The 17,279-nt window shown below is 65.7% G+C and carries 17 protein-coding genes; 11 read left to right on the top strand and 6 right to left on the bottom strand.

Annotated features, from left to right (window positions below):
* Position 1 precedes the first annotated feature (1 nt).
* The gene (locus tag AC1RU4_RS15590; RefSeq protein ID WP_492892013.1) at positions 2-520 is read right to left on the bottom strand and encodes a tripartite tricarboxylate transporter TctB family protein; all 519 of its coding nucleotides are present in this window, start codon (positions 518-520) and stop codon (positions 2-4) included.
* Between the two features lie 18 nt (positions 521-538).
* On the bottom strand, positions 539-1,516 hold the full coding sequence (locus tag AC1RU4_RS15585) for a Bug family tripartite tricarboxylate transporter substrate binding protein (protein WP_492892012.1): 978 nt from the start codon (positions 1,514-1,516) through the stop codon (positions 539-541).
* 232 nt (positions 1,517-1,748) lie between these two features.
* Between AC1RU4_RS15585 and AC1RU4_RS15580 the strand changes: the two genes are divergently transcribed.
* A complete protein-coding gene (locus AC1RU4_RS15580; protein ID WP_492892065.1) occupies positions 1,749-2,411 on the top strand; it encodes a GntR family transcriptional regulator in 663 nt (220 codons plus the stop codon).
* A gap of 147 nt (positions 2,412-2,558) precedes the next feature.
* On the opposite strand, the gene AC1RU4_RS15575 is transcribed toward AC1RU4_RS15580, so the two are convergent.
* Positions 2,559-3,455, bottom strand: coding sequence for a LysR family transcriptional regulator (locus AC1RU4_RS15575; RefSeq protein WP_492892011.1), 897 nt, complete (start codon positions 3,453-3,455; stop codon positions 2,559-2,561).
* Between the two features lie 138 nt (positions 3,456-3,593).
* Here AC1RU4_RS15575 and AC1RU4_RS15570 point away from each other — a divergent pair, with 138 nt between their 5' ends.
* From AC1RU4_RS15570 to AC1RU4_RS15560, 3 genes are all read left to right on the top strand, one after another.
* Positions 3,594-4,493 (top strand): NAD(P)-dependent oxidoreductase, encoded by a 900-nt coding sequence (locus AC1RU4_RS15570; protein ID WP_492892010.1) that lies wholly within the window; start codon positions 3,594-3,596, stop codon positions 4,491-4,493.
* Positions 4,494-4,523: 30 nt separating this feature from the next.
* On the top strand, positions 4,524-5,123 hold the full coding sequence (locus tag AC1RU4_RS15565; RefSeq protein WP_492892009.1) for a cupin: 600 nt from the start codon (positions 4,524-4,526) through the stop codon (positions 5,121-5,123).
* Between the two features lie 129 nt (positions 5,124-5,252).
* Entirely contained in the window at positions 5,253-6,098 is an 846-nt protein-coding gene (locus tag AC1RU4_RS15560) for an aldo/keto reductase (protein ID WP_492892008.1), read from the top strand.
* A 171-nt stretch (positions 6,099-6,269) separates the two neighbouring features.
* Here AC1RU4_RS15560 and AC1RU4_RS15555 read toward each other — a convergent pair whose 3' ends face one another.
* From AC1RU4_RS15555 to AC1RU4_RS15545, 3 genes are read right to left on the bottom strand one after another with little or no spacing between them, the layout of a single operon-like run.
* Entirely contained in the window at positions 6,270-7,493 is a 1,224-nt protein-coding gene (locus tag AC1RU4_RS15555; protein WP_492892007.1) for a c-type cytochrome, read from the bottom strand.
* A complete protein-coding gene (locus tag AC1RU4_RS15550; RefSeq protein WP_492892006.1) occupies positions 7,490-9,256 on the bottom strand; it encodes a GMC family oxidoreductase in 1,767 nt (588 codons plus the stop codon). Before AC1RU4_RS15550 ends, AC1RU4_RS15555 begins: the two co-directional genes overlap by 4 nt.
* A 3-nt stretch (positions 9,257-9,259) precedes the next feature.
* Positions 9,260-10,009 carry a gluconate 2-dehydrogenase subunit 3 family protein gene (locus tag AC1RU4_RS15545; protein ID WP_492892005.1) on the bottom strand — a complete coding sequence of 250 codons (750 nt, stop codon included), beginning with the start codon at positions 10,007-10,009 and terminating at the stop codon, positions 9,260-9,262.
* Positions 10,010-10,373: 364 nt separating this feature from the next.
* Here AC1RU4_RS15545 and AC1RU4_RS15540 point away from each other — a divergent pair, with 364 nt between their 5' ends.
* The 7 genes from AC1RU4_RS15540 (at position 10,374) to AC1RU4_RS15510 (ending at position 17,079) form a co-directional block, all read left to right on the top strand.
* Complete coding sequence (locus AC1RU4_RS15540) at positions 10,374-11,363, top strand: aldo/keto reductase (RefSeq protein ID WP_492892004.1); 990 nt, start codon at positions 10,374-10,376, stop codon at positions 11,361-11,363.
* A 59-nt stretch (positions 11,364-11,422) separates the two neighbouring features.
* Positions 11,423-12,163: an SDR family oxidoreductase gene (locus AC1RU4_RS15535; RefSeq protein WP_492892003.1), complete on the top strand. Its 741-nt coding sequence runs from the start codon at positions 11,423-11,425 to the stop codon at positions 12,161-12,163.
* A gap of 5 nt (positions 12,164-12,168) precedes the next feature.
* A complete protein-coding gene (locus AC1RU4_RS15530) occupies positions 12,169-13,497 on the top strand; it encodes a multidrug effflux MFS transporter (RefSeq protein ID WP_492892002.1) in 1,329 nt (442 codons plus the stop codon).
* A 59-nt stretch (positions 13,498-13,556) separates the two neighbouring features.
* Positions 13,557-14,027 carry a cytochrome P460 family protein gene (locus AC1RU4_RS15525; protein WP_492892001.1) on the top strand — a complete coding sequence of 157 codons (471 nt, stop codon included), beginning with the start codon at positions 13,557-13,559 and terminating at the stop codon, positions 14,025-14,027.
* Positions 14,028-14,097: 70 nt separating this feature from the next.
* On the top strand, positions 14,098-14,805 hold the full coding sequence (locus AC1RU4_RS15520; RefSeq protein WP_492892000.1) for a DUF4405 domain-containing protein: 708 nt from the start codon (positions 14,098-14,100) through the stop codon (positions 14,803-14,805).
* Positions 14,806-14,848: 43 nt separating this feature from the next.
* Entirely contained in the window at positions 14,849-16,060 is a 1,212-nt protein-coding gene (locus tag AC1RU4_RS15515) for a (R)-mandelonitrile lyase (RefSeq protein ID WP_492891999.1), read from the top strand.
* A gap of 125 nt (positions 16,061-16,185) precedes the next feature.
* A complete protein-coding gene (locus tag AC1RU4_RS15510) occupies positions 16,186-17,079 on the top strand; it encodes a LysR family transcriptional regulator (RefSeq protein WP_492891997.1) in 894 nt (297 codons plus the stop codon).
* The last annotated feature ends 200 nt before the right edge of the window (positions 17,080-17,279 follow it).

Here is a 17,279-nt window from a genome sequence, read left to right as displayed (position 1 = left end):
CTCAGCTTGCGACGATGGCCGGCGCCAGCGCACCGAGCCGGCTCCAGATGCCCAGCGGCAGGTGAATGCCGAGCAGCACCATGAAAAACAGCCAGAAGGCGAGGCCTCCGGCGACGGCCACGGCGACGGATACCCAGGACAGCGGGTAGCCCTGGTAGACCGACACCGCGAGGATGAGAGCCGCGACGGCCACCGGATAACCCACGAGCTCGATCGCCCCGATGAACAGGCAGGTGATGACGAGGAGACCGAGCGCCCGCAGGTGCGGACGCCATGTCTCCCCGGCGGATGCCGTTCCCTTTTCCGGCGGCAGGTCGTCTGCCGGAGCCGGATGGCTCATGACGAGGCTTTGCACCACGAGCACGGCCGAGAGCAGCATGCCGGCAATGCCGAGCAGCTTCGGAAAGGCCGCCGAGTTGACGGTCGTGTCGAGAATGCTCGTCGGCATGGCTGCCGCCGTCAGGTAGTAGCCGGCCGAGGCGGCGAAGATCACCAGGCCCGAAACCAGGTTTCCGATCATTGCGCGTGCTCCGCGGGCTCAGTTCTGCTTGATGCCGACTTGGCTGAAGAAGTCGTCGAGATCGACGGCGAATTTGTTCGTCAGCGCGTCGAAATCCTTTGCCGAGAGGTAGCCGGGGATCGAGTTGTTCTTCATGTAGAAGGCCTTGTAGTCGGGATCCTGCAGCACCAGCTGGATCGCCTTCTCCCAGGCCTGGGTGATCTCCGGGGGCGTGCCCTTCTTGACCACGAAGCCGCGCCAGCCGATGGCCGTGACGTCGGCGCCCTGTTCCCTGGCGGTCGGAACGTCGGGGAAGTTCGGCAGCCGCTTGTCGGTGACGGCGGCGAGGATCCGCATCTTCCCGGCCTCGATCTGCGAGGCGATCTCCTGGGCGTCGCCCGAGCCGATGTCGACCGCGCCGCTCAGTACGCTGAGCGTGAGCTGGCCGCCGCTGTCATGGGTGGCGACCACCATGTCGAGCTTTTCCTTGACCTTCAGCGTCTCCACGACCATGCGGTCGATGGAGGCGGCGGTGCCGACGCCGAACTTGAGCTTGCCGGGGTTGGCGCGCGCATAGGTCATCACGTCGCCCATGGTCTTGAACGGGCTATCGCTGCGCACGAAGAAGATCGGCGAATCGAACAGCACGTTCACGACCGGCTGCATGTCGGTATATTTGTAGGGTGGATTGCTGAGCACGGTGACCACGACGTGCTGTGTCGAGACCCCGTAGAGCAGCGAGCCGTCGGCCGGTCCCTCGACGATGCGGCGCATGGCGTTGGCGCCGCCGCTGCCCGGAACGTTCTCGACCACGAAATTGATGCCCCAGCGCGGCCCGAGCACCTTGACGAGATTGCGCAGGAAGACATCCCCGCCGCCGCCGGGGCCGGAACTCGTGATCAAGGTGACGGTCTTGTGCGGATAGGGCGGATAGCCGGGGGATTGAGTGAAGCCGGCGGTGGAGACGAGCATCGTTAAGCCGAGCACGGCAGCGCCGGCCACGTGGCGAAGCAGCATATTTCCCTCCCCAGGGATGTGATGAGCGGTTGATCCGCTTCGAGGCCGACATGGTTGTCAGTCCACGGGGATCATTGCGCGGCGGCCTAGATTGTCAACAAAATTTGCGAGATGGTATGTGCGTGGATTTGATGATTCCAATAAATGTTTGTTTTTACGTTGAAAAATTCCCGTAATGAGTTACGATGCTCGCATGGACTCGCTGGAGAACTGAATTTTGTCATCAATCCATGTGCTCCCGACCGAAACATTGAGCGATCGCGTCTTCCGCGTGCTGGAGGAGGACATCGTCAGCGGCAAGATCGCTATGGGGACCAAGCTGGGCGAGGAGGCCCTGGCGGCGCGTTTCGGCGTGAGCCGCGGTCCGCTGCGCGAGGCGCTGCGGCGGCTGGAAGGGCGCTCGCTTGTCGAGCGGACAGCGCATTCCGGCACGCGCGTGGTCATGCTCGAACTGCGCGATCTCATCGAGCTCTACGCCCTGCGCGAGAGCCTGGAGGGTCTTGCGGCGCGCCTTGCCACCGAAAGCATGTCGGATGCCGAACTCCAATCGCTCGAACAGCTGCTGATCGAGCAGCAGCAGCTGAGCGACACCGTGTATTCGCACGTGATGGGAGCGGAGGACTTTCACTTCCGGGTCGCGGAGGGGAGCGGTTCGGCGCGACTGAAGAAGCTGCTGTGCGGCGATCTCTATTCGTTGATCCGGCTATGCCGCTTCAGGACATGGACGATGCCCGGCCAGCTCAAGTCCTATCGCGACCATGCGCGCATTCTCGAGGCCATGCGCGACCGGGATGCCGATCTTGCCGAGCTGCTGATGCGGCGGCATGTCGCCAAGGCGCGGGCGCGGTTTCTCTCTGCGGATACGGTGCCTGCCGCGCAACGGCATGGATCGTGAAACGTCGAGCCGCTTGGAACAGCACCGGTCCGGTCACGAAGTCCGACGCCGACGAAGCGAGGAAGATGGTGGCGCCGACGAGTTCCGGCGGGTCTCCCGCTGTGGCGGCCCGCTCCGATGCGCCGTGGGTCGTCCGGAACGTCGAAGTCAACCGCCAAGGGGGCGTAGAGCGTCCTTCAGCTCCTGAAGGAAAAGGTCCACCTTGCGCGATTGGGCGCGGCTGACGGGGTGGATCGCGAAGAAGACGGCGGGATCTGGCTCGAAGCGCTCCAGGATCGTCACCGGCCGGCCGGCATCAACGTGCTCGGCGACTTCCCACCAGGACTTCTGGGTGACGCCAAGGCCTTCCAGCGCCCACATCACCGGCAGGTCGGAACTGGTGCTGGCGAGGGTGCCGGTGATCCGCATGTTGCGCGCGGCTTCCCCACGCCCGAAACGCCATTCCGAATGGAAATGCGGTGCTCCGTTGAAGACGAGGCACCGGTGCCGGGCAAGCTCGTCGGGCGTATGCGGCGTTCCGTGGCGCGCGAGATAGGCCGGGCTCGCGACGACGACGCGGCGGCTCTCGAAGAGCCTGTGGCCGGTCAGGCTCGAATCGACGCTCGACCCGCCGCGGATAGCGATATCGAAGCCTTTGTCGACAATGTCGGCGAAGCGATCCTCCAGGGTAAGATGCACCGAAATATCAGGGTAGCGGGCTGCGAAGCGCGCCACGCACGGAGCGATCCAGCATCGCCCGATCGGCGTCGGTGCGGTGACGCGCAGGGAGCCGCTGGCTGATACGGCATTCTCGGCGACACGTTGCTCGAGATGTCGGAGCTCCGACGCGATCCGGCTCGCCTCCTCGTAGTAGAGGATCCCTGCCTCGGTCAGCGACTGGCGGCGGGTCGTGCGCGCCAGCAGCCGCACGCCCAGCCGCTTCTCCAGATTGCTGATGCGGACGGCCACCACCGACGGCGCTATGCCTATCCGACGCGCGGCGGCGGAGATTCCGCCCTGGCGCACCACTTCGAGGAAGACATCGATCTCGGCGACGTCGCGCATCGATTGCCCCCATTTTCAGAAAGGTCCCTTCCGATTTACCCCATTATTTTTGCTTGTGCGAAGGGGCATATCGCATTGCGGCATTTCGATGCCGGGCCACGGGTTCAGTCACCACCGGAACCGAAGAGGATTGCGGCTATGAAGATCGGCTTCATCGGATTGGGCCATATGGGCACCGGCATGGTTGAGAACCTGCTGAAGGCCGGCCACGAGGTCACCGTCTACAACCGGACACGGGCGCGGGCCGAGCCTCTGGCCGGAAAAGGAGCCGTCATTGCCGCCGAAATCGGCGAGGCCTGCCGGGGCGACGTCGTCTTCACCATGCTGGCGAATGACGAAGCCGTGCGGAACGTCGTCTTCGGCAAGGCCGGGGTCCTTGCCTCCCTGCCGGGAGGTGCGGTCCATATCTCGTCGAGCACGATCAGTGTGGCGCTGGCGGAGGAGCTCGAAGCCGCTCACGCCGATGCGGGGCAGGGCTACGTCTCGGCCCCCGTGTTCGGCCGCCCCGACGTCGCCGCAGCCGGCGCTCTCTTCGTGGTCGCCGCCGGTGCCCGCAAGGCGGTGGAAGCGGTCGGTCCAGTCCTCGATGCCATCGGGCAGCGGACCTTTGTCATCTCCGAGACCCCGAAGGCCGCCAACCTCGTCAAGCTCAGTGGCAACTTCCTGATCGCTTCGGTGATCGAAACCCTTGGCGAGGCCATGGCGCTCGTCGACAAGGGCGGCGTCGACAGGCGGCAGTATTTCGAGATCCTCACCTCGACGCTGTTCGGTGCACCGGTCTACAGGACCTACGGCGCGGCGATCGCAGACCGGAAGTTCGAGCCCGCCGGTTTTGCGGCATCGCTCGGGCAGAAGGACATCCGGCTCGTGCTCGCCGCCGCCGAGGATCTGCGTGTGCCGCTGCCGCTTGCGAGCCTTCTGAGAGATCGGTTCCTGACGCTGCTGGCCCATGGCGGCGAGACGCTCGATTGGTCCGCCATTGGCGACCTCGCAGGCCGGGATGCCGGTCTCGCCGCCGTCACGCTCCCGAAGGAGTGAGGCGGACTCCGTTCCGAAAGGAGACCTTCCATGAACGACATCGACAGGCGCCATTTCAACATCTTGCTTACCGGCCTCGGCATTGCCGGAGCCGCGCCGCCTGTGCTGGCGCAAGGCGCCGCCCCGGTGAAGCCGGAGGTGCTGCAGCTCGACCCCAATGGCTGGATGCCGAACAATTCACAGCTTCCGGTCCTGCTCTATCGCGGTGCGGTTCCGGTTTCGGGGGACGACCCGGCATCCGCCTTCGAAGCCACATTCGACCGCAACGGCTGGCCGGCGGCGTGGCGCAACGGCGTCTATTCCTTCCACCATTATCATTCGACCGCCCATGAAGTGCTTGGCTTCGCCGGCGGCACCGCGCGACTGATGCTCGGTGGACCGGGCGGGCACGAGGTCACCGTCAGGGCCGGGGATGTCGCGCTCTTGCCGGTGGGCACGGGTCATTGCCACCTGGAGGCGAGCTCCGGTTTCCTGGTGGTCGGCGCCTACCCGCCGGGCCAGAGCCCCGACCTCTGCCGCGAAGCGGCATCGCTGCAGATGCTGAAACGCATGGCCACCTTGCCATTCCCCGACACCGATCCCGTCGCCGGGGCGGGCGGCCCGATCTCCACGCTATGGCATGGCGCCTGACGCGATCCCGAAGCGCTCGGCCACAAATTCGGTCTCCCCGCCTTCAAGGCGTCGGCGGAACGGCGTTTCACCGCGTAGTCTCCGTGCGCCCGTCGCCGGCGCGCATGCCTACAAGAAAAGGAATGCATCATGTCCCATGTCGACATCCCCAGCATCACATTGAACGACAATACGATCCTGCCGAGGGTTGGTTTCGGCACCTACAGGCTGAACGGCGCCGAGGGTGTCGCGGGGATGGTGAGCGCCATCCGCAACGGCTATCGGCTGCTCGATTCAGCGTTTAACTACGAGAATGAGGGCGCGCTCGGCGAAGCCGTCCGGCAGGCGGGCATCCCGCGCGCGGAACTGCGTGTGACTTCCAAGCTGCCGGGACGGCATCATCGATATGACGAAGCCATCGCCACCATCGAGGAATCGCTCTACCGCGCCCAGCTCGACTATTACGACCTATACCTGATCCACTGGCCCAACCCGAGCAAGGGTCTCTATGTTGAGGCTTGGCGGGCGCTGATCGAGGCGCGCAAGCGCGGCCTCGTCCGCTCGATCGGCGTCTGCAACTTCCTGCCGGTGCATCTAGAAAAGATCATCGGCGAGACCGGCGTGGCTCCGGCCATCAACCAGGTGGAACTGCACCCCTATTTTCCGCAGGCCGAGCAGCGCGCCTTCGACAAGGCCCACGGCATCGTCACCGAGTCCTGGAGCCCGCTCGGCCGCGCGAACCAGCTTCTCCGGGACCCGACGATCGAGGCGATCGCCGAACGCCTCGGCAGGACGATTCCCCAGGTGATCCTGCGCTGGCATGTTGAGCTCAATGCGGTGCCGCTGCCCAAGGCGGCGAGCCGGGAGCGGCAGGTCGAGAACCTGTCGATCTTCGATTTCGAGCTTTCGTCCGAGGACATGTCGTCGATTGCCGCCTTGGCGCACCCGAATGGGCGCACCTTCGACCAGGACCCGGCGCGCTACGAGGAACTCTAGACGGAAGGCCGAACGGTGCCGCCCGTTCGGTGGTGCGGACGGCTTTTACCAGGCCAGGCCGATGGCGAGAGCGACGGAGGCGACGTTCCGATCCGCCTTCTCGCCGCCTGAACATCTCCAACCTCCGGCGGTCGAAAATCCCCGCTGCATGCCTCGATCCGTACAGGCATTCTAGGGTTGCAGTGCGCCCCGCAGCTTGCCCACCTCATCGGCCGTCACCGGCGGGGCGGCATTGCCCCAGTTGTTGCGCACATAGGTGAGCACATTGGCGACGTCGTCGTCCTTCAGGTTCCAGGCGAAGGACGGCATGGACGGTCCCGTCGGACGGGCGTCGGTGGTCCCGGCCCGACTGCCGGCGAGCACCACGCGCACCAGCGAGGACGGATCGGCATTGCTCACCAAGGGCGTGTCCGCCAGCTTCGGGAACAGCCCGGCTATGCCTTCGCCATTGCCGATATGGCAGCCCGAGCAGCGATCGTCATAGATCGCCTTGCCTGCCGCCATGCGCGGATCGCCCGCAGCAAGCGGGGCGGGTGGGGCGGCAGCGGAGCCGCCAACCTTCTTGAGATAGACCGCCACCGCCTTGAGATCGGCATCCGTCCAATGGCTCGACGACTTCTCCACCACGTCCGCCATCGGACCGGAGGCGATGTCGTAGCGGTTGGCGCCGTCCTTCAGATACTGGACCAGCTCATCGACCGACCATTTGCCGACACCCTCATGCGCGTTGCCGGTGATGTCGGGCGCGAGCCAGTCGTCGACCACATTGCCACGCAGCTCCTCGCCGGCCTTGTCGCCGCCGAGGACGTTCTTCGGCGTATGGCAGGTGCCGCAATGGCCGAGGCCCTGCACCAGATAGGCGCCGCGGTTCCACTCGGCGCTCTGCTTGGGGTCGGGGACGTATTCACCCTTCGAGAAGTTCAGCAGGTTCCAGCCAAAGAGGCTGAGGCGCATGCTGAAGGGGAAGGGCAACTGGTTGGTTTCGACCTCGTTGCTCACCGGCTCGATCGTCTTGAGATAGGCGAACAGCGCCGCGTTGTCCGCGGCCGTCACCTTCGTATAGGCCGTGTAGGGCATGGCGCCGTAGAGATGGTAGCCGCCCTTGGCGACACCCTCCGACATGGCGCGCTGGAAATCCTCCGGCGTCCATTTGCCGATGCCGGTCTCGGGATCGGGCGTGATGTTGGCGCCGACGAGCCGGCCGAACGGCGTCTCGATCGGCACGCCGCCGGCAAAGGGCTTGCCGCCCGGCGCCGTGTGGCAGGCGGCGCAGTCTCCCAGCACCGCCAGATAGCGGCCGCGCTCGACCGTGACGAAATCGCTCGGATCGCCCGCCCGCGCGATACCCCCGATGCCGGCGAGGGCCGCGACGACGAGGAAAGCGGCCTTCCTCATGCCGGCACCAACGCGCCCGGCGCCTTCAGATAGAGGTTGCGGATGGCGTCCGCCGCCTTGAAGGCGAGCGCTGCCGCCGTGCCGGTCGGGTTGTAGCCGGGGTTCTGCGGAAAGGCGGAGGCGCCGACCACGAACAGGTTCGGCACGTCCCAGGTCTGGAGGTATTTATTGACCGAGCTCGTCGTCGGGTCCGTGCCCATGACGAACCCTCCCACCACATGCGAGGACTGGTAGGGAGCCGTGTTCCAGTGCCCCTTCATCGGCCGCTCCACGATCTGGCGCGGCCCCATGGCACGGGCGATCTCGGCGACTTTGGAGGTGCAGTACTGAGCCATCTTCAGGTCGTTCTCGGGGAAGTCGAAGGTGACCCGCAGCAGCGGCCGGCCGAGCCGGTCCTTGTAGGTCGGGTCGAGCGAGAGATAGTTGCCGCGGGTCGCATAGCTCGACGCCTCGCAGCCGATGCTGATGGTGCTCAGATAGGCCTTCACCGTCTCGCTCTTCCATTTCGAGCCCCAGCGCGGCGTGCCGGGCGGCACCGGGCGGCTGGCGATCGGCGCGGCGCCGATCGGCGTCACGCGGATGGAGCCGCCGCCGAAGAAGCCGAGGCCGGAATGGTCGAAATTGTCGTTGTTGAACTCGTCGATTCCCATGCCGACGGCGCCGCCGCCGATGAAGGAGTTGAAGTTCTTGTCGTCGAAGAACATCTGGACGCCGTTGGCCGTCTGGTAGCAGTAGTTGCGCCCCGTGGTGCCGGTGTTCGAGGCCGGATCGTAGGGCTTGCCGACCCCCGAGAGCAGCATCAGCCGCACATTCTCGAAGGTGAAGGCGCTGACCACCACGAGGTCGGCGGGCTGTTCCCATTCCTGGCCGGAGGTGTCGGCATAGACGACGCCGGTCGCCCGCGTGCCGGAGCGGTCGAGCGTGACGCGCAGCACCTCGGAATTGGTCACCGCGGTGAAGTTCGACTTGCGTACCAGTGCCGGCAGCACCGTGGTTATCGCGCTCGCCTTGGAATAGTTGGCGCAGCCGTAATTGGTGCAGAAGCCGCAGAAGGTGCACGGCCCCATGGTGACGCCGAGCGGGTTGGTATAGGGCTCGGACAATAGCGCGGAGGGCACCGGGAAGGGTTTGTAGCCGAGCTTGCGGGCGGCGTCGGCGAATAGCACCGGGCCATAGGGCTGCTTCATCGGCTTCGTGGGGTATTCCTCCGAGCGCGGCCCCTCGAACGGATTGCCGCCCTCCTGGATCACGCCCTTCAGGTTGCCCGCCTTGCCCGAGAGGCCGGCGAGGCGGTCGAAGGCGGTATAATGCGGCTCCATCTCGTCCCAGTCGGTGCCCCAGTCCTGGAGCGTCAGCTCGTCGGGAATGGCGGCGGCACCGTATTTCTCGGCGAGATAGCTCTTCAGCCGGAAGTCGCTCGGGCCGAAGCGGAAGGAGATGCCGGCCCAGTGGTTGCCGGCGCCGCCGGTACCGTTGCCGGGATGGAACGAGCCCCAGTTCCGCATCGGGAGCGCCGTCTGGGAGGCGTTGTTGCGCGCCGTGATGGTGTTCTGCGCGGTGCGCACCATCAGTTCCTGACGCTGGTTGTAGCGCAATTCGTCGGCGGCGGTCGCGATGTTGAAGTCGCGCGCGGTGTCGCGCCACGGACCACGCTCGATCGCGATCACGTCGAGCCCTTCGTCGGTCAGCTCGTTCGCGATGATCGAGCCGGCCCAGCCGAGGCCGATGACCACGACGTCCTTGCGGGGGAGTTTCGTTGCCATGGCCTAGCCCCTCGTCTTCCATTCCGGCCGGCCGGCAATGGACAGCGGCGGCAGGTCGAGCTTCTCGTTGTGACGTTCGACATAGTCGCGGTAGTCGTACCGCGCGCCGGGGAACCCCAGCATCTTCCAGGACACCATCTCCTTGTTGCCGCCATAGATCGGGTCGGCGAAGAAGCCCTCCATCGTGTTGCCGAGCACGGTCTCGAACAGCAGCTTGCCGTCGAAGCCCGGGAGCTCGATCTTGCCGGCCTCGAGCCCGGAAAGGATCTCGTCGCGGGTCTCGCCCGGCAGCTCGGCAAAGGGTTTCGAATGGTTGGTCCGGCAATAGGCGTCGAGCGCCGCGAGCCCCTTGCGGTAGCGATCGCGCGGAGCGAACTCGGACTGGTCTCCCTGCTCGGGCGTGCCGTTCTGGAAAGGGCCCTGCATGTAGAGCCGCTCGTAGGACCCGTAGGAACCCGCGAGCTGCCGGTCGATGAATTCCACGCAACCGGCGTCCTTGCCCGAGATGCTGAGGTCGTCACCCGGGATCAGTCGCTCGACGATCGCCTCGACGGCGCGCGTTTCCTCCGGGGAGAAGAAATACCAGCGACCGCCCGGCAATGTTTCCGGCGGCGAATAATCGAAAGGCGCAAAGGGCTGGGTGCCGCTGACCACCGCGCCGAACACCTTGCCGCTTGTGGCGAGCAGCGCGGCCATTGCCGTCGAGGTGAGGAGCTTGCGGCGTGTGAAACCGGAAGGACTGGAAGATCGCATCGCATCCCGCTCTGGTGATCGCTGCCGAACCGTCCCGCCCGACTCAACGAAGTTATAAATAAGTACAATTCCAGATACAGGCTTTAGCCATGCAAAAATCGCATGGGTGGGTCCGCCAATTATCGGGCTCCATCACGTCGGCAGGTCAAGACTCGTCTCTCGGAACAAGACGCGCCGCTTGCGACGTTGCCGGTGACGAACGCTTCGGTCGTCACGGCTGGCCCACGCATTCATGAACCGCCGATATCACTTCATGCGGTTTATGGCGGCTAATTGATCAGCGTTGCCCGGTCTATCCTGCATTCCGACGCAATGGCCAATGCCGACGCAATGGCCGTTGCCGGTAACGTGTCGGAGGCGAGCAATGCAGAAACGGGTACTTGGAAGGGGCGGTCTTGAAGTTTCCGCCATCGGCTTCGGCTGCATGGGGCTGAATTTCAGCTACGGCCATGCGCTGAGCAAGGAGAACAGCATCCGGCTCATCCATGCAGCGGTCGATCTCGGCGTCACCTTCTTCGACACCGCCGAGGTCTACGGTCCCTTCACCAATGAGGAGATCGTCGGCGAGGCTCTGCGGCCGGTTCGCAACGACGTGGTGATCGCCACCAAATTCGGCTTCAATATCGTCGACGGCAAAATGGCGGGCATGAACAGCCGGCCCGAGCACATTCGCGAGGTCTGCGACGCGTCGCTCAAGCGGCTCGGCATCGAGGTCATCGACCTCTTCTACCAGCACCGTGTCGATCCCGATGTCCCGATCGAGGATGTCGCCGGGGCGGTCAAGGAGCTGATCGCTGCGGGCAAGGTGAAGCATTTCGGCCTGTCCGAGCCGGGCGCGCAGACCGTGCGCCGCGCGCACGCGGTGCAGCCCGTTTCGGCGCTGCAGAATGAATATTCGCTCTGGACCCGTGGCCCCGAGACCAACGGCATTCTCCAGGCATGCGAGGAGCTCGGCATCGGCCTTGTCGCCTACAGCCCGCTCGGCAAGGGTTTCCTGACCGGTACGATGGGCAAGGACACCAAGATCGGCGAGAACGATTTCCGCAAGATCCTGCCGCGCTTCACGCCCGAGGCCATGGAGAAGAACCAGGCGCTTATCGATCTGCTGAAGCGCATCGCCGGCGAGAAGCGGGCCAGCCCCGCCCAGATCGCGCTCGCCTGGCTGCTGGCCCAAAAGCCATGGGTCGTGCCGATCCCCGGCACGACCAAGCTTCACCGCTTGGAGGAAAATCTCGGCGCCGCGGACGTCGTGCTCACCGAGGCCGACATCGCCGAGATTCGACGGGCGCTTGCCGAGATCGACGTGGAGGGCGAGCGCTACCCCGAGCAGCTCATGGCGACCACCGGCCGCTGAACTCCGGCCGACCGGTGCCGCGCTTGGCGCGGCACCGCTTTTCACGATTGGGACTCATCATGTCGCAGAACATCGACGGCAAAGTCGTCGTCATCACCGGCGCGAGCAGCGGGCTCGGCGAAGCGACGGCCCGCCATCTCGCGCGCGAGGGAGCCCGGCTCGTCCTCGGCGCGCGCCGGCTCGACCGGCTCCAGGCGCTCGCGACCGAGATCGGTCTGCCCGCCGCTGCCGCCGTCGAGACCGACGTCACCGATCCGGCTCAGGTGAAGCGCCTTGTCGACGCGGCGGTCGCCGCGCACGGGCGGGTCGACGTCATTATCAACAATGCTGGCCTCATGCCGCACTCGCCGCTGGAGCGCGGCAAGATCGGCGACTGGGACCGGATGATCGACGTCAATCTCAAGGGCGTGCTCTACGGCATCGCCGCGGCGCTGCCGTACATGACCAGCCAGAAGAGCGGCCACATCATCAACGTGTCCTCGGTCGCCGGCCACAAGGTGCGCCCGGGGAGCGCGGTCTATGCCGCCACCAAGGCGGCGGTGCGCATGCTGTCGGAAGGGCTGCGCCAGGAGGTGAAGCCCTACAACATCCGCACCACCATCATCTCGCCGGGCGCCGTGCAGTCCGAACTGCCGCAGAGCATCACCGAGGCCGACGTCGCCAAGGGCATCGAGGCGTTCTACGAAGCCTACGCCATACCGGCGGACAGCTTTGCGCGCATGGTCGCCTTCGCGATCAGCCAGCCTGAGGACGTCGACGTCAACGAGATCCTGTTCCGCCCCACCGCGCAGGAATTGTGACGCCGATGTTCGACCGCCGACCGGAGGAAGAGGACGCCGAGACCGCTGCGATCGACGACGTCCCGATTGCCGCGGACATTTTCCCTGGCGATGCCGTCGAGGCCGCCGCTGCGGTCGGCTCCAGCGCCCCGGCACGGACGGAGGCCGCCCGCCACGGTTGGCGCATGCTCGGGACCTTGAGCGCGCTGATGGGCTTCGCTTCGATCTCGACCGACCTCTATCTGCCGGCCATGCCGGTCATGGGCCGGTCGCTCGGCGCGGACAGCGGCACGATCGAACTGACGGTTTCGGGCTATCTCATCGGCTTCAGCCTGGGCCAGCTCCTGTGGGGGCCGATCAGCGACCGCTATGGCCGCCGCCTTCCGGTCGCTATCGGGCTGGTGCTTTTCGTCATCGGCTCGGCCGGCTGCGCGCTGTCATATGACGCCTGGACGATGATCGGCTGGCGCATCGTGCAGGCGGTCGGTGCCAGCGCCGGGGTCGTGCTGGGGCGCGCGATGGTTCGAGACCTCTACGAGGGGCCTCGCGCCGCGCAGATGATGTCCACGCTGATGACGGTGATGGCGATCGCGCCGCTCATCGGCCCGCTCGTCGGCGGGCAGATTCTCGCCCTTGCCGGATGGCACGCGATATTCTGGGTGCTGGTTGGCGTCGGGCTCGCCACCCTCGTGGCGGTGCTGCTGCTGCCGGAGACGCTGCCTCCCGGACAACGCAACCATGCCCCGCTGGGACGAGCCCTGCATCGTTATGGCGAATTGCTGCGCCATCGTCGCCTGCTGGGCTATGCGGGGGTGGGCGGCTTCTTCTATGGCGGCATGTTCGCCTATATCGCCGGCACGCCCTTCGCCTACATCACCTATCATCATGTGCCGGCCGAACTCTACGGGGTGCTGTTCGCTATCGGCATCGTCGGCATCATGGCGACCAACCTCGTCAATGCGCGGCTGGTGATGCGCTTCGGCAGCGACCGGCTGCTGGCGGCCGGCACCGCGGCAGCCGCATGTTCGGGCGTGCTCGTTGCGGTTTCGGCCGGTACGGGCTGGGGCGGACTCTGGGGGCTGGTCGTTCCGCTGTTCATATTCGTCTCGGCGACCGGCTTCATCGTCGCGAACTCGATCGCGGGTGCGCTGTCCGGCTTCCCCGATCGCGCCGGAGCGGTCTCCGCACTGATCGGCGCGATCCATTATGGCAGCGGCATCGTCGGTTCCGCGCTGGTCGGAGCCTTCGCCGACGGCACGCCATGGCCGATGGGCTGGGTGATCGCGATCACCGGCATCGGGAGCCTGCTGTGCACGCGGCTCATGCCCGCTCGCGACCGTGCGGATGTGCATTGAGACGCGGGCGCAACCCGGACGCCATCGGCCACCACCCTATGGCTGAGCTGAGGAAACGCATGAGAACCATCGTACGGCGCCTGGCATTGATCGCTCCTGTACTCGGCATCGCGACGCTCGTCGGCTGGCAGGTGAGCGCCGAGAGCAATCGTGTCGTGTTTCCCGAGAACATCGATCAACTGGTCCACTTCACGACCGTCACCCGCGGCGAGGTCACGGAGCGCATGCTGACCAGCCGCGAAGCGATCGAGGCGGTCAAGAACGGCCAGCCGGTGCCGGCCGGCACGCATGTCATTCTGGTCGATTACCGGGACGGCAAGATCTATCGATACTTCATCATGCAGAAGGGCGAGGGCTGGGGAGGGGATTTCGAGCCGCGCCGGAGTACCGGCGATTGGCAGTTCCAGTGGTTCTGGCCCGACCGCTCGATCAACATGAACGAGAGCACCTCCCGCTGCCAGTCCTGCCACCAGTCGCGGGCGGACAGCGAATACATGTTCACCTTCAGAGACATGGTGGAGTTCGAGTAGGCCGGCAAAAAGCGGTCTTCATGGATGGCCGAGCGGCCCGTAGCGCAATACCGAACTCGAAGGGCAGACCGTGAGCTACAGGTTCCTGTTGCGTCTGGCGCTTGATTTCCTTGCGGCGGGGTTGCTGCTCGCCGGGCTCGCCTATTACTGGCTGGACAATCTTGCGCATGAGCTGATCGGTGCCGGCCTGTTCCTGTTGCTCCTCGTACATGCCGCCTTCAACCGGCGTTGGTATGCCGCGCTTTTCAATGGCCGGCACGATGTCCGGCGGCGGATCGGCATCGCGGTCAATCTGTCGTTCCTCGCCGTCATGCTGGTGCTGGTCGTCACCAGCCTGACGATCTCGCGCTCGCTGTTCAGCGTCGTGGAGCTCGACGACGACTTCGCTCTACGCGAGCTTCACAAGCTAGCCGCCTATTGGGCCGTGGCTATTCTCGGCATTCATCTCGGTCTGAACTGGCCCATCGTCATGAACGCGGTGCGCAATGCGCTCGGCATGACGACGAGGAGTGCGGCGCACACATGGTTGTTGCGCGCATGTACCGGCGCGATTGCGATTCTGGGGGTGCAGAGTTCTTTCGGCATGACCTTCGGCTCGAAGCTCTTCCTGCGCTACACGCTCGACATGTGGGATTTCAACGAGGAGACGCCGCGCTTCTTCGTGAACTACCTGTCGATCGTCGGCCTCTACGCCGTGCTCGCACATTACACCCTCGCCCTGATCCAGAGGCGCAGGCGCAGTTCGTCCCCGGTTGCCGGGCTTCCCCACCGGCCATGACCACCGAAACCAGAATTCCCGCACAATCGAAGGAGGTGCTCGCATGAAGAGCATTGCTGCCAGCCTTGCGCTCTCGGCCCTTGCCGCGACAGCGGCCGAGGCCCAGGAGACCCGGCGCCGCGTCGCCCCGCCGGCCGTGTACGAGGTGGCGCCCGGCCTCGGTCATTTCACCGACGATGTCCTGTTCGGCGAGGTCTGGCTGCGCGAGGACCTCGCGCCGCGCGACCGCAGCCTCGTCACCGTCTCCGCGATCGTTTCCACCGGCAAGACGGCGCAGATTGGCGGGCATGTCCGCCGGGCGCTCGACAATGGCGTGAAGCCGGAAGAGATTGGCGAACTCATCACCCAGCTCGCCTTCTACTCCGGCTGGCCGAACGCGATCTCGGCCGTCGCCGAGACCAAGAAGGTGTTCGACGAGCGCAAGATCGGCCCGGTCACCGACAGCACGGCGGCGCGGATCGAGCTGGAGGCGGCGGCGGAAGCCGCCCGCACCGCGACCGTCGAGGCCAATGTGGCCCCGACGGCCCCCGCGCTGGCCGAACTGACCAACCGCGTGCTGTTCGGCGATCTGTGGCAGAGGCCGGATCTTTCGCCGCGCGACCGCAGCCTCGTCACCATGGCGGCGTTGATCGCCATCGGCCAGCCGGAGCAGCTTCCGTTCCATGCCAATCGCGCCATGGACAACGGGCTGACGCGCGAACAGGCGGCCGAGGTGCCGGCGCATGCCGCGTTCTACGCTGGCTGGCCCCGTGCGATGTCGGCGGTACCCGTCCTCCAGCGGGTTTTCGCCAGCCGGGAAGCCGCGGCGGCACCGGTGGAAGCCGACCTGCGGATCACCCGCGCCGCGCCGGCCAGCAGCGGTACTCCGGGTCCCGCCGCCAACTTCACCGGCGAGGTGCGGGTCACCGGCCGATATCAGGGCGACGAGCCGGCGCGGATCGGCGGCGGAACCGTTTCCTTCGCCGCCGGGGCGCGGACGGCCTGGCACACCCATCCGCTCGGGCAGACGCTGTTCATCGTCTCCGGTCGCGGCTGGGTGCAGAAGCAGGGTGGCTCGATCGTCGAAGTCCGCCCCGGCGACGTGGTCTGGATCCCGCCGAATGTGCGGCATTGGCATGGAGCGGCAGCCGACGAGGCGATGACGCATTTCGCGGTTGCCGAAGCGCTCAACGGAAGCGCCGTCACCTGGCTGGAGCAGGTTTCCGACGCAGAATACCTTGCAGAGCCGCGACCGACCAACGCCAATCCGGGTTGATGAGCGGTGCCGGGGCCGGTCGCCGCCGCGTCCCCGGTACGACGATCGCGGCCGATAACCTAGTCGTGAGGTATTCCGGGAGGAAATTGGTATAAACCGCACGGAGCTATATCCGGAGCTCATGAATGCGGCGCGAGGACCTGGTCGATCTCAACGCCTTCCTCACCGTGGCGGAAGAGAGAAGCTTCACCCGTGCCGCCGCCAGACTTGGCACCTCCCAGTCGTCGCTGAGCCACACGATCCGACGGCTGGAGACGCAGCTCGGCGTGCGCCTCCTGACCCGCACCACCCGCAGCGTCGCACCGACCGAGGCCGGCGAGCGGCTGCTCGGCACGCTGAGGCCGGCGCTGGACAGCATCGGCAGCGAGCTCGCCTCGCTGAGCGAGCTGCGCGAGAAACCGGCGGGCACGATTCGCATCACCGCATCCGACCACGCCGTTAAAACCGTGCTGTGGCCGGCTCTTGAGAAGCTGTTGCCCGGATATCCCGACATCCATGTCGAGCTCAGCATCGACTCCAGCCTGACCGACATCGTCTCCGAGCGATTCGATGCCGGTGTCCGGCTGGGCGAAGCGCTGGCCAAGGACATGGTCGCGGTGCGGATCGGCCCGGAACTGCGTTTGGTGGTGGTCGGCTCGCCGGCATATTTCGAGAGACGGCCGCCTCCCCGTACCCCGCATGATCTGGCGGAACACCAGTGCATCAATCAGCGCATGCTGAGCGCGGGAGGCCTTTATGCCTGGGAACTCGAGAAGGATGGCCGCGAGGTTCGCGTCCGCGTCGAGGGGCAACTGACCTTCAACAACACGGGCGCGATCATCCGCGCCGCCACCGCCGGCTTTGGCCTTGGCTTCGTCATGGAGGACCGGGTCGAAGCGCATCTCGCGGACGGGCGTCTTGTCCGCGTGCTGGAAGACTGGTGCCCGTCATTTCCGGGCTATCACCTCTATTATCCCAGCCGGCGCCAGCCTTCGGCCGCCTTCGCGGTGCTGGTGGAGGCGCTCCGCTACCGTGGATGACAACGGCAAGTGGTCGCGACCGCTTGTGTGGCGCCTCGACGTTGACGCGACGAGCAATCCGAAGCCGCAGCATTCATGAACCGCGGATATAGGCTTATGCGGCCTTTGCCGCCTAATCGCCTGCAACCACCTGCGCTAACGTAACGCCTATCGATTCCGAGGGCTGGTGGACTGTGCGCCGGTGGACGTTTGTCGTCCAG

Source organism: Ancylobacter sp. GW821-FHT10E12 (assembly GCF_058809335.1).
Note: the sequence above shows the minus strand (reverse complement) of the source record. Positions and strands in the feature narration are given on the sequence as shown.